General features: G+C 71.7%; 26 protein-coding genes. 8 read left to right on the top strand and 18 right to left on the bottom strand.

The window, feature by feature from the left end:
• The 3 genes from OG470_RS29120 to OG470_RS29130 are packed head-to-tail and all read right to left on the bottom strand — an operon-like array spanning position 1 to position 3221.
• Positions 1-999, bottom strand: coding sequence for a carbohydrate ABC transporter permease (locus OG470_RS29120; protein WP_328417372.1), 999 nt, complete (start codon positions 997-999; stop codon positions 1-3).
• Complete coding sequence (locus OG470_RS29125; RefSeq protein ID WP_328417374.1) at positions 996-2303, bottom strand: ABC transporter substrate-binding protein; 1308 nt, start codon at positions 2301-2303, stop codon at positions 996-998. Before OG470_RS29125 ends, OG470_RS29120 begins: the two co-directional genes overlap by 4 nt.
• 39 nt (positions 2304-2342) lie before the next feature.
• A complete protein-coding gene (locus OG470_RS29130) occupies positions 2343-3221 on the bottom strand; it encodes an IS5 family transposase (RefSeq protein ID WP_442930925.1) in 879 nt (292 codons plus the stop codon).
• A 251-nt stretch (positions 3222-3472) separates the two neighbouring features.
• On the opposite strand from OG470_RS29130, the gene OG470_RS29135 reads away from it, so the two are divergent.
• Both OG470_RS29135 and OG470_RS29140 read left to right on the top strand, forming a co-directional pair.
• Positions 3473-4528 (top strand): LacI family DNA-binding transcriptional regulator, encoded by a 1056-nt coding sequence (locus tag OG470_RS29135; protein WP_328417376.1) that lies wholly within the window; start codon positions 3473-3475, stop codon positions 4526-4528.
• 222 nt (positions 4529-4750) lie between these two features.
• Entirely contained in the window at positions 4751-5788 is a 1038-nt protein-coding gene (locus OG470_RS29140) for a LacI family DNA-binding transcriptional regulator (protein ID WP_328417378.1), read from the top strand.
• 162 nt (positions 5789-5950) lie between these two features.
• On the opposite strand, the gene OG470_RS29145 is transcribed toward OG470_RS29140, so the two are convergent.
• From OG470_RS29145 to OG470_RS29155, 3 genes are all read right to left on the bottom strand, one after another.
• Positions 5951-6799: a peptidylprolyl isomerase gene (locus tag OG470_RS29145; RefSeq protein WP_328417380.1), complete on the bottom strand. Its 849-nt coding sequence runs from the start codon at positions 6797-6799 to the stop codon at positions 5951-5953.
• Positions 6800-6869: 70 nt separating this feature from the next.
• Complete coding sequence (locus OG470_RS29150) at positions 6870-8129, bottom strand: D-alanyl-D-alanine carboxypeptidase family protein (protein WP_328417382.1); 1260 nt, start codon at positions 8127-8129, stop codon at positions 6870-6872.
• 10 nt (positions 8130-8139) lie between these two features.
• A complete protein-coding gene (locus tag OG470_RS29155; protein ID WP_328417384.1) occupies positions 8140-8910 on the bottom strand; it encodes a MerR family transcriptional regulator in 771 nt (256 codons plus the stop codon).
• 164 nt (positions 8911-9074) lie between these two features.
• Between OG470_RS29155 and OG470_RS29160 the strand changes: the two genes are divergently transcribed.
• Positions 9075-11369 carry an excinuclease ABC subunit UvrA gene (locus tag OG470_RS29160; RefSeq protein WP_328417386.1) on the top strand — a complete coding sequence of 765 codons (2295 nt, stop codon included), beginning with the start codon at positions 9075-9077 and terminating at the stop codon, positions 11367-11369.
• 82 nt (positions 11370-11451) lie between these two features.
• Here OG470_RS29160 and OG470_RS29165 read toward each other — a convergent pair whose 3' ends face one another.
• From OG470_RS29165 to OG470_RS29185, 5 genes are all read right to left on the bottom strand, one after another.
• On the bottom strand, positions 11452-11871 hold the full coding sequence (locus tag OG470_RS29165; RefSeq protein ID WP_328417388.1) for a protein-tyrosine phosphatase family protein: 420 nt from the start codon (positions 11869-11871) through the stop codon (positions 11452-11454).
• 612 nt (positions 11872-12483) lie between these two features.
• Complete coding sequence (locus tag OG470_RS29170; RefSeq protein ID WP_328417389.1) at positions 12484-13041, bottom strand: hypothetical protein; 558 nt, start codon at positions 13039-13041, stop codon at positions 12484-12486.
• A gap of 1012 nt (positions 13042-14053) precedes the next feature.
• Complete coding sequence (locus OG470_RS29175) at positions 14054-14698, bottom strand: response regulator transcription factor (protein WP_328417391.1); 645 nt, start codon at positions 14696-14698, stop codon at positions 14054-14056.
• A complete protein-coding gene (locus OG470_RS29180; protein ID WP_328417392.1) occupies positions 14689-15849 on the bottom strand; it encodes a sensor histidine kinase in 1161 nt (386 codons plus the stop codon). Before OG470_RS29180 ends, OG470_RS29175 begins: the two co-directional genes overlap by 10 nt.
• A gap of 92 nt (positions 15850-15941) precedes the next feature.
• Positions 15942-16727: a DedA family protein gene (locus OG470_RS29185; protein WP_328417394.1), complete on the bottom strand. Its 786-nt coding sequence runs from the start codon at positions 16725-16727 to the stop codon at positions 15942-15944.
• An 82-nt stretch (positions 16728-16809) separates the two neighbouring features.
• On the opposite strand from OG470_RS29185, the gene OG470_RS29190 reads away from it, so the two are divergent.
• The 3 genes from OG470_RS29190 to OG470_RS29200 are packed head-to-tail and all read left to right on the top strand — an operon-like array spanning position 16810 to position 18870.
• Positions 16810-17508 carry a carbon-nitrogen hydrolase family protein gene (locus tag OG470_RS29190; RefSeq protein ID WP_442931220.1) on the top strand — a complete coding sequence of 233 codons (699 nt, stop codon included), beginning with the start codon at positions 16810-16812 and terminating at the stop codon, positions 17506-17508.
• A gap of 19 nt (positions 17509-17527) precedes the next feature.
• The gene (locus tag OG470_RS29195; protein WP_328417398.1) at positions 17528-18358 is read left to right on the top strand and encodes an MOSC domain-containing protein; all 831 of its coding nucleotides are present in this window, start codon (positions 17528-17530) and stop codon (positions 18356-18358) included.
• Between the two features lie 17 nt (positions 18359-18375).
• A complete protein-coding gene (locus OG470_RS29200) occupies positions 18376-18870 on the top strand; it encodes a VOC family protein (RefSeq protein ID WP_328417399.1) in 495 nt (164 codons plus the stop codon).
• Here OG470_RS29200 and OG470_RS29205 read toward each other — a convergent pair.
• Both OG470_RS29205 and OG470_RS29210 read right to left on the bottom strand, forming a co-directional pair.
• Positions 18854-19192, bottom strand: coding sequence for a DUF1330 domain-containing protein (locus OG470_RS29205; RefSeq protein WP_328417400.1), 339 nt, complete (start codon positions 19190-19192; stop codon positions 18854-18856). The genes OG470_RS29200 and OG470_RS29205 overlap by 17 nt on opposite strands.
• A 41-nt stretch (positions 19193-19233) precedes the next feature.
• Positions 19234-19602 (bottom strand): nuclear transport factor 2 family protein, encoded by a 369-nt coding sequence (locus tag OG470_RS29210; RefSeq protein ID WP_328417402.1) that lies wholly within the window; start codon positions 19600-19602, stop codon positions 19234-19236.
• Positions 19603-19742: 140 nt separating this feature from the next.
• On the opposite strand from OG470_RS29210, the gene OG470_RS29215 reads away from it, so the two are divergent.
• Together OG470_RS29215 and OG470_RS29220 are read left to right on the top strand one after the other, a co-directional pair.
• Positions 19743-20555, top strand: coding sequence for a helix-turn-helix domain-containing protein (locus OG470_RS29215; protein ID WP_328426674.1), 813 nt, complete (start codon positions 19743-19745; stop codon positions 20553-20555).
• Between the two features lie 55 nt (positions 20556-20610).
• Positions 20611-21135 (top strand): GNAT family N-acetyltransferase, encoded by a 525-nt coding sequence (locus OG470_RS29220; protein ID WP_328417404.1) that lies wholly within the window; start codon positions 20611-20613, stop codon positions 21133-21135.
• Positions 21136-21149: 14 nt separating this feature from the next.
• Here OG470_RS29220 and OG470_RS29225 read toward each other — a convergent pair whose 3' ends face one another.
• The 5 genes from OG470_RS29225 to OG470_RS29245 all read right to left on the bottom strand — a co-directional run bounded on the left by OG470_RS29225 (position 21150) and on the right by OG470_RS29245 (position 24960).
• On the bottom strand, positions 21150-21782 hold the full coding sequence (locus OG470_RS29225; RefSeq protein WP_328417406.1) for a histidine phosphatase family protein: 633 nt from the start codon (positions 21780-21782) through the stop codon (positions 21150-21152).
• Between the two features lie 33 nt (positions 21783-21815).
• Positions 21816-23282 carry a serine/threonine-protein kinase gene (locus tag OG470_RS29230; protein WP_328417408.1) on the bottom strand — a complete coding sequence of 489 codons (1467 nt, stop codon included), beginning with the start codon at positions 23280-23282 and terminating at the stop codon, positions 21816-21818.
• A 131-nt stretch (positions 23283-23413) separates the two neighbouring features.
• Positions 23414-23617 (bottom strand): hypothetical protein, encoded by a 204-nt coding sequence (locus OG470_RS29235; protein ID WP_328417410.1) that lies wholly within the window; start codon positions 23615-23617, stop codon positions 23414-23416.
• A 2-nt stretch (positions 23618-23619) separates the two neighbouring features.
• Complete coding sequence (locus OG470_RS29240) at positions 23620-24663, bottom strand: LacI family DNA-binding transcriptional regulator (protein ID WP_328417411.1); 1044 nt, start codon at positions 24661-24663, stop codon at positions 23620-23622.
• Positions 24664-24786: 123 nt separating this feature from the next.
• Positions 24787-24960, bottom strand: a complete 174-nt coding sequence (locus OG470_RS29245; protein ID WP_328417412.1) for a zinc-binding dehydrogenase — start codon at positions 24958-24960, stop codon at positions 24787-24789.
• Between the last annotated feature and the right edge of the window lie 40 nt (positions 24961-25000).

Consider the following 25000-nt stretch of genomic DNA (forward strand, 5'->3'; position numbering starts at 1 on the left):
TCAGTTCCTCCTTCCGGTGACGGCGCCGGCGATGTCGCGACGGAGGAGAAAGCGCTGGAACAGCAGCGCCGCGATGAAGGAGATGACGAACAGGATCACGGCCACCGCGTTGCCGTAGCCCCAGAGCCGGGCGAAGAAGCCGTTGTCCACCATGTACGTCGCCATGGTGGCCGAGGCGCCGAGCGACCGGACCGCGGGCACCGAGGTCACCCAGATCACGTCGAAGACCTGCAACGAGCCGATCATCGACAGGAACATCCAGATCCGGATCGTCGGGCCCAGCAGCGGGAGCGTGACGTGGCGCTGGGTCTGCCACCAGCTCGCGCCGTCGATCGCGGCGGCCTCGGTCAGCTCGGGCGGCACGTTCGACAGTCCGGCGAGCAGGAGAATGATCGCGAAGCCGACGTACTTCCAGGTGAGGACAACCAGCAGCGTCCAGATGACGATGTCGAGGTCGGCGAGCCACGCCTGCACCAGGCTGCCCAGGCCGATCTGCCGCAGCAGCACGTCGATGGTCCCGCCGCCGGTGAGGATCAACTTCCACATGATGCCGACGGTGACTTCGGCGAGGACGTACGGCACGAACACCAGGAGCCGGAACACGGTGCGGCCGCGGAAGCGACGGTTGAGCAGCAGGGCCACGGCCAGGGCGATGGGGCCCTGGAGCAGCAGCGACCCGAACACGATGATGGCGTTGTTGCGAAGAGCGTCCAGGAAGATCGGGTCCTGGAAGGCGAGGATGTAGTTGTTGAATCCGACGAACTCGGTGGGCGGCCCGACTCCGCGCCAGCGGAAGAGGCTGTAGTAGACCGCGAAGCCCATCGGCACCAGCACGAACATCACGTAGACGGCGACCGCCGGCGTGGTGAGCCCGATGATCTCGTACCACTTGCGTCTGGTCTCGGCAGCGCGGGACGACGGGCGTCGGGTGGCCGGGGGGCCCGCCGGCGGCACGGACGCGCCGCCGGCGGGGCTCAGGGTCGGGTTGGTGGAGGTCACTTCTTCGCGGCCGCCTTCATCGCCTCGACGACCTTCTCCGGGGTGCCGTTGCCCGCGAAAATGGCGATGACCGCGTCATTCATCGCGTTGCCGACGGTGCTGCCGAAGGCCGTGTCCAGCCAGAGCTGCACATACGTCGCACCCGAGGTGGCCTCCAGGATGGACTTCAGGGCGGGGTCGGCCACGCCGGCCTCCGCACCCTTGGCTACGGGCAGGCCGGTGCCGGTCCCGGCGAAGCCCTTCTGCACCTCGGGGCTCACGATGTACTTGAGGAACTCGACGCACTCGGCCGGGGCGTTCTTGGCGCAGGCGAACCCGTCGCCGCCGCCGAGGGCCGCCTTCGGGTCACCGGCGGAGCCGGCGATCGCCGGCACGGGGAACCAGCCGAGGAACTTCGTGAGCGCTTCGGGATCCTCGGCGACGGTCTCCAGGGTGCCCCTGTTCCAGTCGCCCATCAGCTCCATCGCGGCCTTGCCGTTGGCGACCAGCCCGTTGGCGCTGGTCGGGTCGTTCTGGCCCGGCGTCGCAATGAAGTTCGGCTGGAACGGGTTGGTGCCGATGAAGGTCTTCAGGTCCTGGCCCGCCTTGACGAAGCACGGGTCGTCGAAGACCAGGTCGACGGACGCCTTCTTGAGCGTGTCGACCGAGCAGGCACGCAGCGCGAAGTTGTACCACCAGTGCGCGGCGGGCCACTTGTCACCGGCCCCCAGCGCGATCGGGATGACGTTGATGGCCTTGAGCTTCGTGACCGCCTGGTTGAGCTCATCGAAAGTGGTCGGAGGAGCGGTGATGCCCGCTTTCGCGAACATGTCCTTGTTGTACCAGATGCCCTCAATCCCCATCCGGTACGGCAGGCCGTACTGCTTGCCGTTCACCTGCCAGATCTCGGTCGCGCTGCCGATGTTGGCGACCTCGTCCTTGACCTGATCGGTGAGGTCCTTGAGGTAGTCGGCCTCCACCTGCTCACGCATCTCGCCGCCGCCCCACGCCTGGAAGATGTCCGGCGGGTCGCTGGACAGCAGCGCGGCGGGGAGCCGGGTGCGCTGGAGTTGGTTGGTCTCGATCGCCTCGATCTGGACCGTGACGGTCGGGTGCAGTGCGGAGAAGTCCTTCGCGACCTTCTCCCAGTAGGTCTTGCCAGGCCCGTCCTGGGAGGCGTTGTGCCACCAGGTCAGGGTCACCGGGTTCTTGTAGAGCTCGTTCTCGGCGGGTGCCTCGCTGTCGCTGCCGTTACACCCGGCGACGAGCAGTGCGGTCGTCATTAACAGCGCCAGGGTGGCGCCCGCGCGGTGCTTCATCGCCATCGACACGTCTCCTCGACTAAGGCGTGTTTCATAAGCCGGTCAGAGCCACTCGGTGATGATCGTGATGGTGAGAACGGCTTGGAAGCGGACTGCCAGCTTGTCGTAGCGGGTGGCGACGCCGCGGTGGCGTTTGAGCCGGTTGATGCCGTTCTCCACGGCGTGGCGTAGCCGGTAGAGGTCCTTGTCGAACGCGGGTGGGCGGCCACCCTTGGAGCCTTTGGCCTTGCGATGGGCGTCCTGGTCGGTCTTGCTGGGGATGCAGGCCTGGATCCCGCGTGAGCGCAGATGACTGCGGTTGCCGCGGCTGGTGTAGGCCTTGTCGGCCAAGACCAGGTCGGGGCAGGTGCGGGGTCGACCCACGCCGAGGCGGGTCACATGGATGCGGCGCAGGACGGGGATGAACTGCGGGCTGTCACCACGGTGCCCGGCGGTCACGATCAGGGAGAGGACCTTCTGTCCCTGCTCGCAGGCCAGATGAGTCTTGGTGGTCAGCCCGCCGCGCGATCGGCCCAACGCGTGATCGGCCGGCTCGTCGTGCACCCCGCCGGGCGGCTCCTTCTGCAGATGCCCGTCGGTGCGGGCTCCGGCGGCGTGCTGGTGGGCGCGGCTGGTCATCGAGTCCACGCTCACCGTCCAACCGATCCGGCCGGTCGCGTCGCCAGCGGCTTGCAGCGCGGACAGGATCTTGTCCCAGGTTCCGTCACGCTGCCAGCGGCGGAACAGGCCGTAGACGGTGGGCCAGGGCGCGTACTCGGACGGGACGTCACGCCACGGGGCACCGATCCGGATCCGCCACCGGATCCCGTCAATGAGCTGTCGTTTCTTCCACTTCGGCGGACGACCCGTCCTCGGCACGGCAGGCAGCAACGGAGCCAGAACAGCCCACTGCCCGTCGGTCAGGTCATGCCGCCTCGTCACCGCTACGCTGGGCACGAGGTCTCCGGTATGAAGTTCTTGCTTGGTCGCAGAACCAGTTACCGGAGACCTCTTCAGCTGTCGATCACCGCCACGCGGTGACTTCGATCAGACTCCACTTTTGAAACACGCCTTAGCAGTGGCGGTACTTAGGTGCGGCGAGTTTTACAGTCACGCAACGGGGTGTCAACCGTTGTCGATAACGTTTTCTACCCCTCGCGACGAGTCCCAGGTGGCCCACTATCATCGTCGGCGTGACCTTCCCTGAGCGTGTCAAGATGTCGGACGTGGCCCGTACGGCCGGCGTCTCGGTGGCGACCGTGTCGAAGGTCGTCAACGGTCGCTACGGCGTGGCGCAGGCGACCGTGGAGCGCGTCCGGGAGGTCATCCACCAGCTCGGCTACGAGGCCAGCCTGGGAGCGCAGAGCCTGCGCAGCCACCGGACGAACGTCCTGGGCATCCTGGTCGCCGAGTTCGAGCCGTTCTCGACCGAGCTGCTCAAGGGCGCGTCGAAGGAGGTCGCCGGCACCGGCTACCAACTGCTGGCCTACTCCGGCGGCGACGGCGACGGCACGGCCGTCGGCTGGGAGCGGCGCTCGCTGGCCCGCCTGTCCGGGACGCTCATCGACGGGGCGGTGATCGTCACGCCGACGGTGGTCGAGACCAAGCAGGGCTTCCATGTCGTGGCCGTCGACCCCCACACCGGCCCGTCGGGGCTGCCCACCGTCGACTCGGACAACTTCGCCGGCGCGGTGCTCGCGACCAACTACCTGCTGTCGCTCGGCCACCGCCGCATCGGCCACATCAGCGGTCGCCCCGACCTCGAGTCGGCGCGCCTTCGCGAGGCCGGCTTCCGCCGAGCCATGGCCGACGCGGGCGTCGCGGTCGACGAACGACTCGTCCGCGTCGGCGGTTTCCGGGTCGAGAGCGCCGCCGCCACGGCCGCGGAACTGCTGGCACTGCCCGACCGGCCGACCGCCGTCTTCGCCAGCAACGACCTCTCCGCGATCTCCACGATGGACGTCGCCCGGACCATGGGCCTCACGGTGCCCGACGACCTGTCCGTGATCGGCTTCGACAACATCCCTGAGTCGGCGCTGGTCACCCCGCAGCTCACCACGATCTCGCAACCCCTGCAGCGCATGGGCGCCGTGGCGATGCGGCTGCTCATCGACCTCGTCGGCGGCGTCGAACGCGACCCGCACGTCCGGCTGCCGACCGAACTGGTCGTCCGGTCTTCCTGCGGCCCGTACACGCCCTCCCCCGGGCCCGATCGGCCGCCGTCGGCAGCCGGTGCGGCGAGCGACTGAGCGGCGAGGTCACGGGTGCTAGGCCGGGCCCTGCGACGCGCCCGCCCGTGGCGATCAGCCGGACTTCCGGGAATTCTCCGCAACTTCCCGAACACCGGCGGCGATGCGCCCTGTCGCCAGCCCTCGGTCCGTGCGGCAAGATGACCGATGGGACGGACACGCTGCTCCGGGGCATCCCGGTGCCGGCGTCCGGCCCGCCCCCGAAAGATCAAAGGAGACGCGGTGGACGCGGACGACGGACGCAGGGTGACCATCACCGCGATCGCACGGGAGGCCGGAGTGTCGGTGCCGACCGTGTCCCGGGTGCTCAACGGTCGGTCCGATGTGGCACCCGACACCCGGGAACGGGTCGAGGAGCTGCTGCGCCACCACGGCTACCGGCGCCGCAACAGCCGCAGCGTCCGCCGCGCCGGTCTCGTCGACCTGGTCTTCAACGACCTGGACAGCCCCTGGGCCGTGGAGATCATTCGCGGGGTGGAGGACGTCGGGCACGGCGCCGGCGTCGGCACCGTGGTCTCCGCGATCCACCGGCAGCCCACCGCGGCCCGGCAGTGGTTGCAGAATCTGCGTACCCGGGCCACCGACGGCGTCATCTTCGTGACCTCGCACCTGAGCCCGCCGCTGCACGCGCAGCTGCGCCGCCTCAACGTGCCGGTGGTGGTCGTCGACCCGGCCGGCGTGCCGGCCATGGACGTGCCGACGATCGGTGCCACCAACTGGTCCGGCGGACTCGCCGCGACCGAGCACCTGCTCTCGATCGGGCACCGGCGGATCGGGTTCGTCGCCGGGCCCACGCACCTGTTGTGCAGCCGGGCTCGGCTCGACGGTTACCGGGCCGGCTTGGAGGCGGCCGGGGTGCCGGTCGACGACGCCCTGGTCTGCCCGGGCGACTTCTACCACGCCTCCGGGTTCGCCGCCGGCACGGCGCTGCTCGACCTCGCCGATCCGCCGACGGCCATCTTCGCGGCCAGCGACCAGATGGCCTTCGGGGTCTACGAGGCCATCCGGCGTCGGGGGTTGCGAGTCCCGGACGACGTCAGCGTGGTGGGCTTCGACGACCTGCCGGAGGCCCGCTGGGCTTCGCCGCCGCTGACCACCGTGCGTCAACCGCTGGTGGAGATGGGCCGACTGGCGGCGCGGACCGTGCTGCGGCTGGCTCAGGGCGAGGGTATCGACTCGCCCCGGGTGGAGCTCGCCACCGAGTTGGTCGTCCGGGACAGCACCGCCACCGCGCCGACCGGGTCACCCGACCGGTCGTGACGGTCGGAATCGGGTCGGACGCTGGTTCGGCGGTTCCGGTTCGGATCCCGAAAATTCCGGCTTCTTACGGCCCCAACGACGGCTAGTGGCCGGCGCGCGACCGGCGCGCCCTGGTGCGGTGGCGCGGTGAGCGAGCCGGAGCCGCCCACCGCGCCAGCACGGTCAGTGGTGGTGGTGCGAGCGGACGGCCCGGCGGATGTCCACCGGCAGTGCGGGTGCGCCGTCGACCGGTGCCGGGTCCTCGGCGGTCGGCGCCACTCCCCCGGCGGCGATCCGGTCCAGGGTGGCCAGCCCGGCCGCGTCGATCTCCCCGAAGATCGTGTAGTTGGGGCGCAGCGCGGAGTTGGCGTAGACCAGGAAGAACTGGCTGCCGTTGGTGTCCGGCCCGGCGTTGGCCATGGCCAGCACGCCCCGGGCGTACACCTTGCGTTCGCCGGTCGGGTCGGTGGGCGCCGGCGGCAGGTCGGTCGGCAGTTCGTCGCGGTACCGGTATCCCGGGCCGCCCTCGCCCGTGCCGGAGGGGTCACCGCACTGCAACACGCTGAGCGTCGGGTACGCGGTCAGCCGGTGGCACATGGTGCGGTCGTAGAAGCGCTTGCGGACCAGGTGCAGGAAGCTCTGCACCGTGCACGGCGCGGTTGCCCGGTCCAGGGTCAACCCGATCGGCCCGTGGTTGGTGGAGAGGGTCACCCGGACGGTGCCCCGGTCCGGGGTACGCCGCGGGTCGGGCGGCAGTGGCACCGGCCGGGCCGCCGGCTCGTCGGGCGTCTCGGTGTACGCGCATGGGCCGTGCGTGGTGCGCGGCGGGCGGGTGGCGGCGTCGGCGGCTGCTGGCGGCGCGGCGGACGCGGTCACGGCGTCGACGGACGCGCCCGGCGCGGCTACGGCGGTGGCGGACGCGCCGACGACCAGCGCCCCGGCGAGCACCGTCACCCCCGCGAGGCGGGTCAGCGCGCGCACCGACCGGCGGGGTGCCGCCACGCCGGGCCGCGGTTCGAGTTCACTCGACACAGGGATCCTCCTGGACTCGTGGTGCCAGAAAGACCGGAGTCTATGGACGTCAGGGCCGGTTGTCGATCCGTCAGGGCAGCCGACGGCGGTGCCGCCACAACAGCCCGCCCAGCAGCAGCACCCCCGCGCCGCTCAGCGCGGTCACCGACCAGAGCCACCCCGACCCGGCGTGCACCGGACCGCTGGCCGCCGCCGGTCGAGGCGCACGGGGCGCAGCCAGCGCGGACGGCGAGGCCGACGGCGTGGCGGTCAGCTCGCCCGGCTCGACCAGCCGGCCGACCGCGGCATCGCGGGACAGCGTGAAGCCCCAGTCCAACAGGGCCGCGCCCTGCTCCCAACCGCGCTTCGGCGCCGGCTCGGCGCCCAGCAGGGTCACCACCAGCCGCCGCCCGCCGCGTTGCGCCGCGCCGACGTATGTGTGCCGGGCCAGGTCGGTGAAGCCGGTCTTGCCGCCGAGCGCGCCCGGGTACCGGTAGACGAGCTGGTTCTCGTTCTGGATCTGGAAACCCTTGATGCGCTGCGCCGGCTGGGCCGGGATCTGCGCCTGCTCGGTGAGCGCGTACCGGCGGAAGTTCGGGTCGGCGAAGCAGGCCCGGGCGATCAGCGCGAGGTCGTACGCGCTGGTGAACTGCCCCTTGCCGTCCAGCCCGGAGGGGGTGACCGCGTGCGTCTGGAGCGCGCCGAGCCGGTGCGCCTGCTCGTTCATGGCGCGTACTCCGCCGGCCGCGCCGTCCGCCCCGCCGCCCAGCCGGGCCAGCGCGTTGGCCGCCTCGTTGCCCGAGTTGAGTAGCAACCCGAGCCAGATGGTCTCGACGGTGTACCGGCCGCCCTCGACCAGGCCGACGGCGGACGAACCGGGCTCGATGTTCATGTCCGCCGCGGTGACGGTGACTGTCTGCTTCGGATCCAGCCGGGGCAGCATCGTGGCCGCCAGCAGCAGCTTCTGCACGCTGGCCGGGGTGCCGTACTCGTGCGGGCCGCAGCCACCGAGCACCTGGCCGGTGTCCAGGTCGGCGACCAGCCACGAGGTGGCGGTGACCGCCGGTGGCGCGCCGGCGCCGGCCGGCACGACCAGTCCGCTGGTGGCCAGTCCGACTCCGCCGACCACCCGCTGCTCGGGCACGGCGGGCGGGGGCGAGGGCCGTGGCGGCCGGGACACCGCTGGCGCCGGCACCGTCGGGCACCGCACGGTCGTCGCGGCGGCGGAACCCGTGGGGGCAGAACCCGTGGGGGCGGTCGTAGCGGCAGCGGTCGTCGCGGGAGCGGCGGCGGTCGTCGCGGGAGCGAACAGGACGGCGGACGCCGCGACCGTCAGCAGCGCAGCTTTCATGAGCCCGACCCTAGCCAACAAGATCCCCCGCCGGGACCGGATACCCGGCCGACCATCCGGCGGCATCCCGACCGCCCAGGTAGTCGTGCAGCGCGGCACTCCCCCGCAGCCGGCGCAGACTGCGCGCGTGCAGTTCCTGCTCACGGCGGGCCAGCTCGGCGCGGACCCGCTGGGCGCTGCCGGTGGTGCGCAGCTCGCCCAGCACCGCCCCGATGATCTCGAACGGGTAGGCGCCCCGGCGCAGCAGCGCGACGACCTGCGCGGCGCGCAGCTCGGCCTCGTCGTACACCCGGTATCTGGTGCCCGGCGTGCGAACCGGTCGCAGCAGGCCGCGCTCCTCCCACAGCCGCAGTTGCGAGGTCCGGACCCCGACCAGGGCGGCGACCTCGCCGATGCGGGCGCCACGGCGGGGTACCGGCCGGGCCTGCGACGGGCTGGCCAGCACGGTCTCGAAAGCGCCGAGCACCCGGCGGATCTCGGCGCGCTCCCGGTCCAGCTCGGCGTGGCCGCCGTCGAGCGCCGCGAGGGCCGCCGGCAGGTCACCCCGGTGCACCGCCGCCATGATCTCCCGGGTACGGCTCCAGCCATGCCCCTCGGCGAGCCTCCGCGCCACGGTCAGCGCCCGCGCGTGCTCGGTCGTGAAGATCCGATAGCCGCTCGCAGTGCGCCGCACTGGCGGCAGCACGCCCACCTCGACGTAGTTGCGCACCTGCTGCACCGAGATCCCTGCGGTGGCGGCCAGGTCCACCGCCCGCAGGCGGTCCTTGGGTGCGGAGTCCACGGCGGCCACCGTACCGGTTGCCACGTGATTTGAGACTTTGCGGGTCGTTCCGGCGTAGTCACCAGTGGAATCTCGGCAAAAGTCTCTACAAGGGGATGAATGAGACAATGTAATCCGTCAGCCCGGCGGGGTCCTTCCCCGCCACGATCTCGTGAAGGGTTCGCATGTCGCAGCCAGCATGGTCCGTCGCCGACAGCCACGACATGATCGAGGTACGCGGAGCGCGGGAGAACAACCTCGCCAGCGTTTCGGTCGACATCCCCAAGCGCCGGTTGACCGTCTTCACCGGTGTCTCCGGCTCGGGCAAGTCGTCGCTCGTCTTCGGCACCATCGCCGCCGAGTCCCAGCGCCTGATCAACGAGACCTACAGCGCGTTCCTCCAGTCGTTCATGCCGAACCTCAACCGGCCGGACGTCGACTCGCTGCGCAACCTCGGTGCGGCCATCGTGGTCGACCAGGAGCGGATGGGGGTCAACTCGCGCTCCACCGTGGGCACCGCCACCGACGCGTACGCCATGCTCCGGATCGTCTTCAGCCGGCTCGGCCAGCCGTCGGTGGGCGGTGCCGGGGCGTTCAGCTTCAACCTGGCCGAGGGGATGTGCCCGACCTGCGAAGGGCTGGGCCGGGTCTCCGACCTCGACGTGAGCGAGTTGGTGGACGTCGAGCGCTCGCTCAACGACGGCGCGATCACCGTGCCCAACTTCGCGGTCGACTCCTGGTACTGGCAGACGATCGTCGGGTCCGGTCTGTTCGACCCGGACACCAAACTCCAGGACTACACCGAACAGCAGTGGCAGGACCTGTTGTACAAGCCCTCCACGAAGATCAAAATGGGCAGCAACAACTGGACGTACGAGGGTCTGGCGGTCAAGGTCAAGCGGCTCTACCTGGCCAAGGACCGCGACTCGATGCAGGGGCACATCCGCGCCTTCGTCGACCGGGCGGTCACCTTCACCACCTGCGCGGACTGCGGCGGCACCCGACTCAACGCGGCGGCCCTGTCGTCGCGGATCGCCGGGCGCAACTTCGCCGAGTGCTCGGCCATGCAGATCAGCGACTTGGCCGCGTTCGTACGGGGCGTCGACGACCCGGCGGTGGCGCCGCTGATCGCCAACCTGCGCGATCTGCTGGACTCACTGGTCGAGATCGGGTTGGGCTACCTCAGCCTGGACCGCGAGTCGGCGACCCTCTCCGGTGGTGAGGCGCAGCGGGTGAAAATGGTCCGGCACCTCGGCTCCAGCCTCTCCGACGTCACGTACGTCTTCGACGAACCGACCGTCGGGCTGCACCCGCACGACATCGCCCGGATGAACGACCTGCTGCTGCGGCTGCGCGACAAGGGCAACACCGTGCTGGTGGTGGAACACAAGCCGGAGACCATCGCGATCGCCGACCACGTGGTCGACCTCGGGCCGGGCGCCGGCACCGACGGCGGCCGGATCTGCTTCACCGGGGACGTCCCCAGCCTGCGCCGCTCCGACACACTCACCGGTCGGCACCTGGACCACCGGGTGACCCTGCGCGACGAGGTGCGCCAACCGAGCGGGCAGCTCGCCATCCGCAACGCCGACCTGCACAACCTGCGCGACGTGGACGTGGACATCCCGCTCGGGGTACTCACCGTGGTCACCGGAGTCGCCGGCTCCGGCAAGAGCTCGCTGATCCACGGGTCGCTGCGCGGGCGGGCCGGGGTAGTGATCGTGGACCAGTCCCCGATCCGCGGGTCACGACGCAGCAACCCGGCCACCTACAGCGGGCTGCTCGACCCGATCCGCGCCGCCTTCGCCAAGGCCAACGGGGTCAAGGCGGCGCTGTTCAGCGCCAACTCCGAGGGTGCCTGCCCGGCCTGCAAGGGGATCGGGCTGATCTACACGGACCTGGCCATGATGGCCGGCGTGGCGAGCGTCTGCGAGCGGTGCGAGGGACGGCGATTCACCGACGAGGTGCTCACGTACACGCTGCGGGGCAAGAACATCAGCGAGGTGCTGGCCATGCCGGTCACCGAGGCCCACGCGTTCTTCTCCAGCGGGCCGGCGCACCTCATCCTCGGTCGGCTGGTCGACGTCGGGCTGGGCTACCTCAAGCTCGGCCAGCCGCTGACCACCCTCTCCGGCGGGGAGCGGCAACGACTCAAGCTCGCCATCCACCTGGCGGAGAAGACCAGCACGTACGTGCTGGACGAGCCGACCACCGGCCTGCACCTGGCCGACGTGGACCAACTGCTGGCCCTGCTGGACCGGATGGTCGACGCCGGCAACACCGTGATCGTCATCGAGCATCACCAGGCGGTCATGGCCCACGCGGACTGGCTCATCGACCTGGGCCCGGGCGCCGGGCACGACGGCGGGCGAATCGTCTTCACCGGCACGCCGGCCGAACTGGTCGCCCGGGGTGACACGCTCACCGCCGACCACCTGCGCGAATACGTCAAGGAGCCGACGGCGATCACCAAGGGGTAGGGCGGGCGGGCCGCACCCGGCGGCGGGCCGCACCCGACGAGCGGGCCGGATCGGCGGCGGGCCGCAGAGCGGGCGGTGGTGGTCAGGCGACGCGGCGCAGCCAGCGCCGCTGCCAGGGCGTCTCCACCGCTTTCGGGTGGTAGCCCGCCCGGACCCACGGCACCGCCCGCTCGGCCGGCAGGCCGTCGAGGATCGCCAACGCGGCCAACGCCGTACCGGTGCGCCCCACCCCACCCCGGCAGGCCACCTCGACACGCTCACCGTCATGTGCCCGCCGCAGCGCCGCCCGCAGGGCGTCGAGGGCGTCCGCCCGATCGAGCGGTAGCCAGAAGTCGGGCCACCGGATCCGCCGGTACGGCCAGTCCGGCGCCGGACCGGGCGCCAACAGCAGGGCGAAGTCGGCGGGCGAGGCGACCGCACCGATACGGCGCCCGCGCACCGTCGCCCCGCTGGGCAGTACCAGCACACCCGACTGCTCGGACCAGATTTGCGCGACAGTCACCCCAGCATTGTGCCGGCACGGCCACCGAGCATGGGGCCGGCACGCGCACCGATCTTGGTACCGCCGACGCATCGCGCATGGGCTCGGCGCGCGCACCCCGCATGGGCTCGGCGCGCGCACCCCGCATGGGCTCGGCGCGCACACCCCGCATGGGCTCGGCGCGCACACCCCGCATGGGCTCGGCGCGCACCGCGCGTGGTGCCGCCGGACGCGCTGAGCGTGGGGCCAGCACGCGCACCGACGTGCCGCCACTGCGGGTGGGTACAGACAGCGCCGCCCCCGGCTGGTGGGCCGGGGGCGGCGCTGGTGTCGGTGTGCAGGTCGCCTCTCGGCGAGTGGCACGACGCGGCTCCAGCCGAACGGTGTTCCGCGAAGGCAATATAGGTGAGGCCCGGGGACACTGAGTCACACCGACACTGACCACAACCAGCCTCCGGCCGGCGATGTTCCCCGGGCGACACCCGACCAGCCGGGTCGAGATCTTGGACAGTTTCCGTTAGCGGGTAACGGAAACTGTCCAAGATCTCGGCGTGGACATGCCGCTGGCCGGCACCCCGGGTTGGGGGTGCCGGCCAGCGGTCGGTTCATGCGGTGGTGCTGTGGTGTTGTGGGTCAGTTGTTCCAGTACTGGCCGACCAGGTCGGTGGCCTGCTTCTCCCACTGGGCGTAGGCGTCCGGGTAGGCCGACACCTGCACGGTCTGCGCGGCGTCGGTCAGCGGCATGTCCTGCCACCCGTCAACCTGCTTCAGGCCCTTCAGGAACGCGGTGGTCGAGTACTCAGGGTCGGTGATCTGCTCCGGCGTACCCCAACCCGAGCTCGGCCGCTGCTGGAACAGGCCCAGCGAGTCGTGGTCGTTCATGTCGCCGAGGTGGCCGAGGTTCTCCAGCTTCGACTCCTGCAGACTCGTCGCGATCGAGATGACCGCGGCCCGCTCCGGCAGACCGGCCTTCTTCGTGGCGGCGATGATCGCCTTGACGTTGGCGGTCTGCTCACCGTTCAAGTCGATGCGGGACTGCTCACCCTGCGGCGAGACCGACTGCACGGCCACGGCGGCGGGCTTGGTGTCGACGGGGGTGGCGGCGTGGGCGGCGATCGGACCGGCGAACACACCACCGGCGAAGGCCAGACCAGCAACAGACAGCACACTCTTACGCATGATCGTGTTCATGGGGGTAGCTCCTTCACGGGGGTAAACACCCAGCCGACCGGGGGATCGGCGTTACGGGTGCGAGCACCTCGTCCGGCGCTAACAACAAGAAGGGGGGAAGTCTTTTCGGCGGCCAACGGGCAGGGGCTCGTGGCGCCGGGTCTGTGTGTAACGACCGCCGGGCCGACATCATTCCGGGCCTGGCCCATCCGCCGGCACCCTGTCGAGCGGGGCGCGGGGGCGGTCGTTCAGGGGATCTGTAACGACCGGCGGGCCGGGGTCATTCCGGCATTGGCACCGGGTCGAGCAGGTGCCTGGTGCGGTCGTTCGGGGATCTGAAACGACCGGGCCGGGCCTGGCATTCCAACCCCGGGGGGTGGGGCGGCGGGCCGTGGTACTGCGATCGTCAGGGTATGTAACGACCCCGGGCCGGCCCCCATTCCGGCCGACGCGTGCAGCCGGTCACACGCCAGAGACCCCGGATACCGGACATTCGGCACCCGGATCGCCCACCGCTCCCGGCGTCAGCCGGGACATTCGACGCGATCGGCCACCGCTCCCGCCGTCAGCCGGACATTCGACGCGATCGGCCACCGCTCCCGCCGTCAGCCGGACATTCGACGCGCTCGGCCACCGTCAGCCGGACATTCGACGCGCGCCCGACCACCGCCCCCGGCGCCAGACGCGGCCGGCTGGCCATGGTCAACTCCAGATCACCGACATGGGGGCATCGTCGCGCCGGGATACCGCGACATCGCCGACACCGAGTCGATCACCCACGCCGCACCGGTAGGCGGGCGCGTGAGGTGCCCCGGTAACGCAACACGGCGAGGATCCGATGCCGGTAAGCGGACATCCGAGCGCCACAGGGGGATCGTGCGCCATCAGGACGCCGCGAGAACCACACCCCCCGAGACGGGTGCATGGCGGTGATCGACTCCAGATCGCCGACATGGGGACATCACCGCGGCGGGATACCGCGACATCGCCGACACCGAGTCGATCACCCACACCGCAGCGGTAGGCGGACGCGTCAGGTGCCCAAGTAGCGCAACACGGCGAGGATCCGGCGGCTGTAGCCGGTCACGTGTGCGAGGTCGAGTTTGTCGAAGATCGCGTTGACGTGCTTCTCCACCGCGCTCTGCGACACGTGCAGACGCTGGGCGATGGCGGCGTTCGTGTGCCCCTGGGCCATCTCGTGCAGCACGTCCCGTTCGCGCGGGGTCAGCCGACCGAACGGGTCCGGCCGGTCGGAGCCGGCGACCACCTGCCGGACCACCTCGGGGTCGAGCGCGGTGCCCCCGGCGGCGACGCGGTCCAGTGCGTCGAGGAAGTCGTCCACCTGGGCGACCCGGTCCTTGAGCAGGTACCCGACGCCCTCAGGGCGGTCCGCGAGCAGCCGGCCGGCGTACCGCCGCTCCACGTACTGGGAGAGCACCAGGACGGCGGTGCTGGGCCAGCGCCGGCGGATTTCCAGCGCGGCGCGTAGCCCGTCGTCGGTGTGCGTGGGCGGCATCCGGACGTCGGTGACGACCACGTCGGGACAGGACCGTTCGACCGCCTCGACCAGCTCGTCGGCGGTGCCGACCGCCGCGACCACCTCGTGGTCCTCCTCGGCGAGTAGCCGCGCCAGGCCCTCCCTGAGCAGCGTCGAGTCTTCGGCGAGGACTACCCGCACGGCAGCTCCGCGAGCACGGTGGTCGGACCGCCGACCGGGCTGGTCACCCGCAGCCGGCCGTCCAGCGCGGCGACCCGCCGGGCCAGCCCGGACAACCCGCGCCCGGCCGGGTCCGCGCCACCCACGCCATCGTCGTGTACGCGCATCCGGACCATCCCTTCCCGTACCCCGATCTCGACCGTGACCACGGTAGCGGCGGCGTGCTTCGCGGCGTTGGTGAGCGCCTCGCAGGCCACGAAGTACAGCACCGTCTCGGTCTGCCGCTCGGGGCGGACCGGCAGCTCGCAGCGGATTCGCACCGGCACCTCGGAGCGGCGGGCGACCATGGCGAGCACCTCGCCGAGGTCGCTGCCGTCCAGCGCCGACGGGTAGACCCGCCACGCCACCTCGCGCAACTCCTCGACGGCCCGCTGTACGTCCTCGTGTGCCTGGGCGAGTAGCGCGCGGGAGCGGTCGGCGTCCCGGGTGCGTCGGGCCCGGCCGAGCAGCATGCCGAGGGGGACCAGCCGCTGCTGGAGGCCATCGTGCAGGTCGCGCTCGATGCGCTGCCGCTCGGCGTCAACGGCGTCGATAACCCCGGCCCGACTGGTGGTGAGCTCGCGGACCCGCGCCGCCAGCTCCGCCCGGCTTCCCGGGCCGAGCAACCGCTGGGCCAGCCGAATGTCCAGCGCGGCGACGCTGACGATGGCCTGGACGTTGAGCAGCAGCAGCACCCCTCCGACGGCGACCTGCGCCAGCGCGTCGAGGGGGGTCAGCTCGCCGCGCACCGCCGCACGCAGCACGATCGCGGCCAGTACCACGCCGACGCCCAGCACGGCGTACGCCAACAGGCCGAGCACGCCGGGCAGCAGCCGGGCGGCGAGGTAGCCGACCTGCCGCCGGGTCGCCGCGCCGACCGGTGCGGGCAGCTCACCCGCGGCGAGCAGCCCCGTCAGCCGGCGGCGTTCCACGCGCACCAGCAGTGCGGCGTACCGCTTCGTCAGGCCAGCGGCCCGGCGGCCGGCCGGGGGCGCGAGCGCGGACCCCGCGAGCGCGACGGCCGCGACGGCCAGGAAGACCAGCTCGACGGCGGCGGTCGCGGTCCCGGCGGCGACGCCGACCGGCAGCCGAAGGCGGTGCCACCACCGGCCGGTCCGACGCTCGCCCGCCATTACCTGCCGCCCGCCCGACTGCCGGAGCCGACGCCACCACCGGCCGGACCGACGCTCCCCCACGACCACCTGACGCCCGCCCGACTGCCGGTCTAGCGCTCGTCCGAGGCCCACGAGCCGCTGCGGTAGAGAGTGCCGCGACCGCCCGGGTCGGGCACGCCGTGCCCCGCCCCCTGGTGGTCGAGGGGGGCCGGCTCGGGGTTGCGGGCGGCGCGACGGGCCCGCAGCACGCGAGACCCGACGAACCAGGCGACGGCCGCCACGACGGCCACGATCACCACGTTCTGGAACACGCCGACATACCCCTCGACGAGGTGCCAGTTGTCGCCGAGCAGGTAGCCGGCGAGCACGAAGGTGGTGTTCCAGATCAGGCTGCCCAGCGTGGTGTAGAGCAGGAACGTGCCGACGGGCATCCGCTCGACCCCGGCCGGGATGGAGATCAGGCTCCGGAAGATCGGGATCATCCGGCCGAAGAAGACCGCCTTCACGCCGTGCCGGAGGAACCACGCCTCGGTCCGGTCCACGTCGCTGAGCTTCAGCAGCGGCAACCGGGCCGCGATGGCGCGCATCCGGTCCCGGCCCAGCGACGCACCGATCAGATAGAGCGCCAGCGCACCCACCACCGAGCCCAGGGTGGTCCAGAAGATCGCACCGATCAGACTGATCCGGCCCTGCGCGGCGACGAACCCGGCCAGCGGCAGGATCACCTCGCTGGGGATCGGCGGGAACAGGTTCTCCAGCGCCACCGCCAGGCCGGCGCCCGGCCCGCCGAGCCGTTCCACCAGGTCACTGACGTAGCCGACCAAGCCATCCTGGGGCGGTCCGGCCTCAGCGATGGGGGTTCCGGTGGCGAGCACGGCGTGGGACGTTCGAATCATGCCCCCACGCTACGAAGTGATCCTGAGAGCCGACCATGGGGTCGACCACCCGGCCGCGCAGCCCGACCACAGCCCCGGGGGTGTGGAAAACCGCACCCCGCTACGGTTCGCTGTGGCGCAGCCACTGTGCGTACCCCGGGACGTCGCGGCGAACGCGCGGACGCACGCCGCCGCAGTCCGCGCGGCGCGCGCCCGGGTGGTGCTCTTTCCGGAACTGTCCCTGACCGGGTACGAGTTGAACGCCCCGGTCGTGCCAGTCGACGACCCCCGACTGACGCCGCTGGTCGAGGCGTGCGCCGAGACGGGCGCGCTGGCCCTGGCCGGAGCGCCGGTCGCCGGTGACCACATCGCCATGCTGGCGGTGACCGGCGCTGGCGTGACGGTGGCGTACCGGAAGATGTGGCTGGGCGACGTGGAGGCCCGCCGGTTCCGGCCGGGCGACGCGCCGGCCGTGCTCGACGTGGACGGATGGCGGGTGGGGCTGGCGATCTGCAAGGACACCGGCGTCGCCGCGCACGCGGCGCGGACCGCCGCGCTCGGGATCGACGTGTACGCGGCGGGCGTGCTGGAGTCGGCGAGCGACGCCGACGTGTCGGACCAGCGGGCGCACCGGATCGCCACCGCGCACCGGGTCTGGGTGGCGATGGCGAGCTTCGCCGGGTCGACCGGTGGCGGCTACACCGAAGCAGCCGGTCGGTCCGCCATCTGGTCGCCGAAGGCCGAGGTGTACGGCCGGACGGGCACGGAGCCGGGTGAGCTGCTCCGCGCCAGCCTCGACTGAACGCGGTTAGGGTGGGCCGGTGATCTCTGGGAGGCTGGTGCAGTTGCGGCGCTATCCGGTGAAGTCGTTGCTGGGCGAGCGATTGCCGGCCGCCGACGTGGGCGAGACCGGCGTCGCGGGTGACCGCGCGCTGGCCCTGCTGGATCGGGCCACCGGTCGGGTTGCCAGCGCCAAGCAACCTCACCGGTGGCGCACCCTGCTCACCCTGCGGGCGGCCGGCACGGCACCCGACGCGGTGCGGATCACCCTGCCCGACGGCCGGCACCTGTCGACCGCGGAGCCCGACATCGACGTGGTGCTCTCCGCGACGGCGGGCCGTTCGGTGACGCTGGTCGACGCCGTACCGGCCGACGCCACGCTGCTGCGTTCCCACCCGGACGCGGTGCTGGCCGCCGGATTGGCGGACGAGGTCCCGGCGGACGAGAGCCGGCTCGGGTCAGCCGCGCCCGGCACCTTCTTCGACTTCGCCCCGATCCATCTGGTCACCACCGCAACCCTGGACCGGATCGCCGCCGACCTGCCGCCCGAGGCTGGGACGGTGGAACGCTACCGACCCAACCTGGTGCTCGACACGTCCGGGGACGCGTTCGCCGAGAACGCCTGGGTGGGCCGGGAGCTGCGGATCGGCCCGGCCCTGGTGCTCGCCGTGCTCGCCCTGACGCCGCGCTGCGCGGTGCCGACGCTGGCGCACGGCCCGCTGCCACGGGAGACCGAGGCGCTGCGGGTGCCGGCTCGGCTGAACCGGATCGAGCCGTTGCCGGGCCTGGGCCCGCAGCCGTGCGTCGGCGCGTACGCCCGGGTGGTCCGTCCCGGCCGGGTGGCGGAGGGCGATCCCGTCACGGTCGGCTGATTCTCGCCCGCCAACTGATGACGCTCGGCGCGGCTCCGGCCGATGTCGTACGGGCCGGGCATCATCGCCACATGAGCACGCTCCCTTCTCGACTGTCCGTTGTCACGCTGGGCACGCGCGACATCGGCACGTTGCGCTCGTTCTACCGTTCGTTGGGCTGGCCCGAGCTGCCGTCCAGTGACGACGGTTGGTCGGCGTTCCTGCTCGGCGGCGTTCTGCTCGCGCTCTATCCGCTGCCCGAGCTGGCGGCCGAGGCGGCGCCCGGCGTGGCAGATCCGGCGGGCGGCTGGTCCGGCGTCACGCTGGCCTGCAACGTCGACAGCCGCGAGGCCGTCGACGCGGCCTTCGCCACGGCCGTCGCGGCGGGCGCCACCGTGGTCGCGGAGCCGACCGACCGGGCCTGGGGTGGGCGCTCGGGCTACTTCGCAGATCCGGAGGGCAACCGCTGGGAGCTCGCGTGGGCGGGCACGGCCCGTTTCGACGAGCGCGGTGCCCTCATTTCGTTCGGCTGAGTTCGGCGGCCATCTGCGCTGAGCTGTGGTTGGGCTCCACTCCGTCCACCAGGATGGCCTCGCCGGCGAGGTGCCTTGTCCGCAAGGGCTTGATCTCCTGATAGTTGCTGGAGTGATACCAGGAGCGAGCCGTGGGCAGGTCGGGAAATTCGATGATCACCACATCGCCCGGCCAGGTGCCTTCCATCACGTCAACGGTGCCGCCGTGGACGATGAACCGGCCACCGAAGGGGGCGAGGGTGGCATCGATACGCTCCAGATACTCCAACACGTCGGCGTGGATGGGTGCTCTGCGCAGGTGCGCAAGCGCGTACGCGGTCATGGGTTCTCCGTTCGTTACGGGTGGTCGGCCCTGGGAGTCAATTACGCCGTCGGGACGCGGTCCAGGAAACCCAGGACCTGGGTCAGCCGTCCGTCCTCGTCGGTCGTTGCGACGTCGAAGCCCACGATCGGTGCCTCGACGCCTTCCGGCCCGAGCTCCCAGGTGAAGCGGACCTGGTTGTGGTGGCCGTCGACCGGTCCGGCCAACCGGAATGTCATGCCGGGGAACTGGTTCTGCACCGCGGCGATCGTCGCGTCGATCGCCTCCCGGCCCTCGGCGACGGCCAGTGGGTCGACGTAGCGGCCCTCGGGGGCCCACAGGTCGTTGATGTCCCGGCGCCGCCTCGCCGGATCGCTCTCATTCCACATCGCGATATACCGCTCGGCCAGCTCATCGAAGGTGGTAGCCACGGATCTCTCCTTGCCCACTAGGGATGGGGCGGGTTGTCGCCTCTGGAAGAAATGATCTCGGCGCCCTGGCGCCTTGTCGATTACGTCGCAGGTAATGGCCGGTGCGCCGATGCGGTCACTAGGGTCGGGGCGTGAGGACCATGACCAGGCCCGGGCGACCAGTCGGGGAGTTGCTGCGCGACTGGCGCCGAACTCGCGGGATGAGTCAGCTCGACCTGTCGATCGAGGCGGGAGTGTCCGCCCGGCATCTGAGCTTCGTGGAGACCGGGCGATCTCGTCCGAGCCCGGAGCTGATCCTGCGGCTGGCGGAGCAGCTCGACATGCCGCTGGCTGAGCGCAACACGATGCTGCTCGCCGGCGGCTACGCGCCCGCCTACTCCAGCCACGAGCTGAGCGATCCGGAACTGGATCCGGTACGTGCCGCCATACGACAGATCCTCGACGGACACAGCCCGTACCCGGCGCTGCTCGTCGACCAGCACTGGCAACTCGTCGAAGCCAACCCTGCCGTCGCCCTGTTCACCGCCGGCGCCGAGCCCCGCCTTCTGACTCCACCGATCAACGTGCTGCGGCTCAGCCTGCACCCCGACGGCATGGCCCCGCGAATCCTCAACCTGCCCGAGTGGCGCGCCCACCTGCTCAACCGGCTGCGGCAGCAGGCCGTGACAACCAACGACCCGGTCCTGTACGACCTGCACGAGGAGCTTCGCGGCTACCCCGGCGGCAACGGCCACGGCGCACCGATCAGCGAGGCGGTTTCGCGCATCGTCATCCCGCTCCGGTACCGCCACAACGACCAGGAGATGTCCTTCTTCAGCACCACCACCCTCTTCGGCACGCCGCTGGATGTCACCGTCTCCGGGCTGGCCGTCGAGGCCTTCTTCCCTGCCGACTCGGCGACCACCGAAACGCTCCAGGCCCTCGCCACGTCGGGAGTCGGCACGGGCACGTGACACTTCACCACCGGCTCCGGTGTCGGTACGCCACCCGGGCGGATACCGTCGCCCCATGCCCGAGCTGATCGCTCCCACCGTCCGCCTGCACGCCGCCTGGCTCAAGGCGCATGCCGAGTGGGGTCCCGGCCTCCACGAGGACGGTTTCGGGCTGCGGCCGTCCGACGAGGTGCGCTCGCCTGACGAGTTCGCTGCCTGGGTGGGCCGTCTCACGGACGAGTCGGACCCGGCGAAGCCGCTGGCCGCTGGACAGGTGCGGTGCACGTACCGATGGATCGTCGAAGGTGACGAGGTGCTCGGTGGGATCGCGCTGCGGCACGGGCTCGACGACTACCTGTTGCGGGTCGCCGGCCACATCGGTTACGGCATCCGGCCGTTCTCGCGCCGGCGTGGGTTGGCCACCTGGGCGCTGGGACGGATGCTCGATGAGGCACGGGCCCTCGGCCTGGATCAGGTGCTCGTCACCTGCGCCGTGGACAACGTCGCCTCAGCGAGGACGATCGAGCACCACGGCGGTGTCCTCGAGGACATCCGGGACACCGAACACGGCGCGGTGCGCCGGTACTGGATCAAGCTCTAGCCCGCCGTCGGCTGTCACACACCCCCGGTGTCGCTGAAGCGTCGCAGGGTCCAGCGGGCCGGCGGCCAGCCGGCGGTGTCGTCGTCCGTGGTCCATTCGGTGATCGAGGCTGCGGCCACCCCCAGGTCGAACGCCCGGTAGAGCGGCTGAGCGCCGAGCGCGTGGAACGCGCCTTCGACGGTCTCGGTGTGTCCGACCAGCAGCACCGTGGCACCCCGGTGTCGTTGTGCGATCTCCATGATCGCGCGGCTGACGCGGACGACCAACTCGGCCCAGCTCTCGTTGCCCTTCTCGAACGGCCGGAACACGCCCCCACCCTCCGCCGCGTAGTCGGCCTGGAACCGGCTGATCGGCAGACCGTCGGCGTACGGCGGCGTGTGCCAGGTGCACAGACCACAGTCCGCGACCGGATTGACGCCCAGCGCCGCGGCGATCGGCTGAGCGGTCTGGACGGCCCGGCGCAGCACGGACGAGTACACGGCGGCTGGTCTGTCGGCGGCAAGGTCCACGGCGAGCCGCCGGGCCAACTGGCGAGCCTGATCGTGGCCCAGGTCCGTCAGGCCCCGGCAACCGTGCGGGCCGCCCACGATCCCCTCGACGTGGTGGATCGACTCGCCATGTCGTACGAAGATCAGCCGCGTCCGCATCGGACCATCATGCCAGCGGCGCTGGTAGATGTATCAGTCGTCCGTACGGCCGGTGGAAAAGCCGTTGGCCTGACTGAGCAGGGCATCGAGTTGTGCGCCCGTCCGCGCCGACAGCCGGTCCCGGTCCACCAACTCGGCGATGCGTTCCCGCAGCTCGGTGACGTGCTTGGCGCGGTCCTTCGAACGGCGGCTGAGGTCCTCCAGATCGTCGCGCAGATCCTCGGCGGTCCTCCGGTCGATCTCGCCGCGGGCCTGCGCCTCAGCGAGCACCGCGGCGAACGCGGTGGTTACCTGCCGCAGGCTGACCGGCACCTGCTGACCGATGGTCGGAGGCGCGGAGCTGCTGGCCGGCGGCGAGGATGGTGCCGCCGGCGTCGGCGACTGGCTGGTGGTTGACGGTGCCGGGGCGGTGGTCGACGGTGAGTCGGCGACCTGTGACGAGTCGGGCGAGCCGACGCTCTGGGCGAGCAGCGCGCCGAGACCGACCAGCGCCGCGAGACCGGCCGTGGCCAGCACAGCGAGGGGTCGTCGTGACCGGCGGCGGCGGGGCGGGGCGTCAGCCGGTGTGGGGTGGGGGCGGGCCGCCGAGCGGTCGATCAGGGTGGGCGGGTGGGCCGAGTGCGCTGACGGCAGGACGCGCAGCATCTCGGTGGGCGGCTCGACCGGCTGGCCGGCACCGAACCGGGTGGCGAGCTGTGCGGCGGTCGGGCGGCGGGCCGGGTCGGCGGCCAGGCAGGCGATGGTCAGCTCGGCGATGTCGGCTGGCAGGCCGGGCACCCGCAGCGGCGGGACCGGAGTGCCCCGCCGGTGCACCTCCAGCGCGTCCTCCCAGCTCTGCACGGGCAGCGGTGCCCACCCGGTGAGCGTGCGGTAGAGCAGCGCGCCGAGGGCGTACACGTCGCTGGCCGGGTCCGGAGGGCCGGCGGCCAGTCGCTCCGGTGCGAAGTAGGCAGGCGTGCCCATCAGCGGCTCGCCGGTCTGGCCGCCGAGCGGGTGGTGCGGCCCGCCGAGCGCAGCGATGCCGAAGTCGAGCACCTTGGCGCCGGTGTCGGTGAGCATGACGTTGCCCGGCTTGACGTCGCGGTGCACCACGCCGATGCGGTGCGCGGCGGCCAGCGCCGCGGCGATCTGCCCGGCCACCCGGACCGCCTCCGGCCAGGGCAGCGGGCCGGTCCGCAGCCGGTCGGCCAGGTTGTGCCCGTCGACCAGCTCCATCACCAGGTACGGCACCACCGCGCCGCCGGCCAGGGTCGCCTCGCCGTAGTCGTACACCTGGGTCACGTGCGGGTGGGTCAGCCGGGCGGCCGCGCGGGCCTCGCGCTGGATGGTGGCCCGCAGTTGCGGGTCGGCGGCGAGCTGCCCGGCGAGCACCTTGACGGCGACCGGCCGGCCGAGGACCTCGTCGTCGGCCCGCCAGACCTCGGACATGCCACCAAGGCCGATCCGCTCGTGCAGTACGTAGCGGTCGTGGAGACGGAGAGTGGGCGTGAACGGCGACATGGCCTCACCAGTCTGCCTGGCCGCGTCCCCCTCGACCACCCAGGGCGCCCGGTACCGGCCCACTCCTCACCTGCGTACCGAAATGGGCCGGTGCGCGGTGACGGCGGACCGGCCCCGGGCCGGCGGGTCGGCTAGGAGCAGGGGGTTGCGGCGGGCAGCGGTCGCGGCTGGATCCGGTCGGCGAGCCGGCGCAGGACGACGGCGGTGGCCCGCCGGGACGGCGCGAGCAACGGCGGCCGGACTCGCTCGACCTGGACCGGAGCATCCGGGCGGGCCGAGTTGACGTGTCGGTTCATCGCGTCGAGGGCGGTGATGTAGCCGGTCGAGTGTTCCATGGTCAACTCCTCGGGACAGGTCCGGTTGAGGCCCGGACGACGAGTGCGGTGGGCAGCAGCACGTGGCCGGCCGCGGTGTCCGCGGGCGGGTCGAGCAGTAGTTCGGCGGCGATCCGGCCCTTCTCCTCGGCCGGCTGCCGAACGGTGGTGAGGCCGGCAGCGGCGGCCTCGGGGATGTCATCGAAGCCGGTCACCGACACCGGCGGGCGCTCGCCGGCCGGTCGCTGGGCCAGGGCGTCCAGCACGCCGAGGGCGAGCACGTCGGAGCCGGCCAGCACGGCGGTCGGCGGTGTGGGCCCGTCGAACAGCCCGGCGACGGCCGCGGACGCCGCCTGGCGGCTGTTGCCCGGAGCGTTGACCACGGTCAGCTCGGCCCAGTCGACGCCGACCTCGGCGAACGCGTCGGCGAACCCGGCGAGCCGGCCTCGGGTGGTCGGGTGTACCGCCTCGTTCACCCCGGACAGGGTGAGTCGGCCGGCCGGCGCGTCGGGCAACACGCCATCGGCGAGCAGGGCCACCCGGCGGTGGCCGAGGCCGGCCACGTGCGCGGCGACGCTGCGGGCCGCGGCCCGCTCGTCGATGCCGACGAACCGCTCGTCGGGGCCGGCGTCGTCGCGGGAGGCCGTGCTGACGTACGGCAGCCCGCGATCCCGGATCACGTCCAACGCCCACTCCTCGTCGGCGACGCAGTAGACGCAGAACCCGTCGACCGCTGCGTTTTCCACCGCCCGCCGGGCGTCGGTCTGCGCCGGGGGCAGCGGCACCAGCAACATGCTGGTGCCGTGCCGCTCTGCCGCGCTGCCGACCCCGGCGAGGAAGCGGACCGCGAACGGGTCGGTGAAGGCGTACGACAACTGCGAGGTGAACAGCACCCCGATCGATCCGACGAAGCCGCGGCGCAGGGAGCGGGCGGTGGGGTTGGGGCCCGGGTAGCCGAGCTGCCGGGCGGCGTCCAGGATCCGTTCGCGCAGCGCGGCGGAGAGCTGGTCGGGGCGGCTGTAGGCGTTGGAAACGGTGCTGCGCGAGACGCCAACGGCGTCTGCCACGGCTTGCAGGGTTGGCTTCACCGGCACCTCTCTGTATCGATCCAGTCTGTATCGATACAGAGATTAGCCGGACCGGTCGGCGTCGGTCAATACCGTGCGCCGACCAATCCCGTCGTCGAGCCGTCAGGGCACCAGCACCAGACGACCCCGCACGCCCCCGGCGGCCAGCCGCTCGTGCGCCACCGCCACCTCGGCCAGTGGCAGCCGTCCGGCCAACCGCAGGCCGAACTGCCCGTTGTCGACCAGCGCGGACAGCTCGGTCAGCCGGGCGCCGTCGGCGTACACCTCCTGGACCACCACCCGGCTCCTGAACCGGGGACCGACGAGCGCGCCGCCC

The organism is Micromonospora sp. NBC_00389, from assembly GCF_036059255.1.
GTDB lineage: Bacteria > Actinomycetota > Actinomycetes > Mycobacteriales > Micromonosporaceae > Micromonospora.

What these genes read in the sequence shown, in the direction of transcription:
- OG470_RS29150 (WP_328417382.1), bottom strand. Translation starts at nt 8,129, where the DNA reads ATGAAAGCTGCGCTGCTGACGGTCGCGGCGTCCGCCGTCCTGTTCGCT.
- OG470_RS29125 (WP_328417374.1), bottom strand. Translation starts at nt 2,303, where the DNA reads ATGGCGATGAAGCACCGCGCGGGCGCCACCCTGGCGCTGTTAATGACG.
- OG470_RS29205 (WP_328417400.1), bottom strand. Translation starts at nt 19,192, where the DNA reads ATGACCGCGTACGCGCTTGCGCACCTGCGCAGAGCACCCATCCACGCC.
- OG470_RS29200 (WP_328417399.1), top strand. Translation starts at nt 18,376, where the DNA reads ATGACGCTCGGCGCGGCTCCGGCCGATGTCGTACGGGCCGGGCATCAT.
- OG470_RS29225 (WP_328417406.1), bottom strand. Translation starts at nt 21,782, where the DNA reads ATGCGGACGCGGCTGATCTTCGTACGACATGGCGAGTCGATCCACCAC.
- OG470_RS29235 (WP_328417410.1), bottom strand. Translation starts at nt 23,617, where the DNA reads ATGGAACACTCGACCGGCTACATCACCGCCCTCGACGCGATGAACCGA.
- OG470_RS29220 (WP_328417404.1), top strand. Translation starts at nt 20,611, where the DNA reads ATGCCCGAGCTGATCGCTCCCACCGTCCGCCTGCACGCCGCCTGGCTC.
- OG470_RS29185 (WP_328417394.1), bottom strand. Translation starts at nt 16,727, where the DNA reads ATGATTCGAACGTCCCACGCCGTGCTCGCCACCGGAACCCCCATCGCT.
- OG470_RS29180 (WP_328417392.1), bottom strand. Translation starts at nt 15,849, where the DNA reads ATGGCGGGCGAGCGTCGGACCGGCCGGTGGTGGCACCGCCTTCGGCTG.
- OG470_RS29215 (WP_328426674.1), top strand. Translation starts at nt 19,743, where the DNA reads ATGACCAGGCCCGGGCGACCAGTCGGGGAGTTGCTGCGCGACTGGCGC.
- OG470_RS29170 (WP_328417389.1), bottom strand. Translation starts at nt 13,041, where the DNA reads ATGAACACGATCATGCGTAAGAGTGTGCTGTCTGTTGCTGGTCTGGCC.
- OG470_RS29230 (WP_328417408.1), bottom strand. Translation starts at nt 23,282, where the DNA reads ATGTCGCCGTTCACGCCCACTCTCCGTCTCCACGACCGCTACGTACTG.
- OG470_RS29160 (WP_328417386.1), top strand. Translation starts at nt 9,075, where the DNA reads ATGTCGCAGCCAGCATGGTCCGTCGCCGACAGCCACGACATGATCGAG.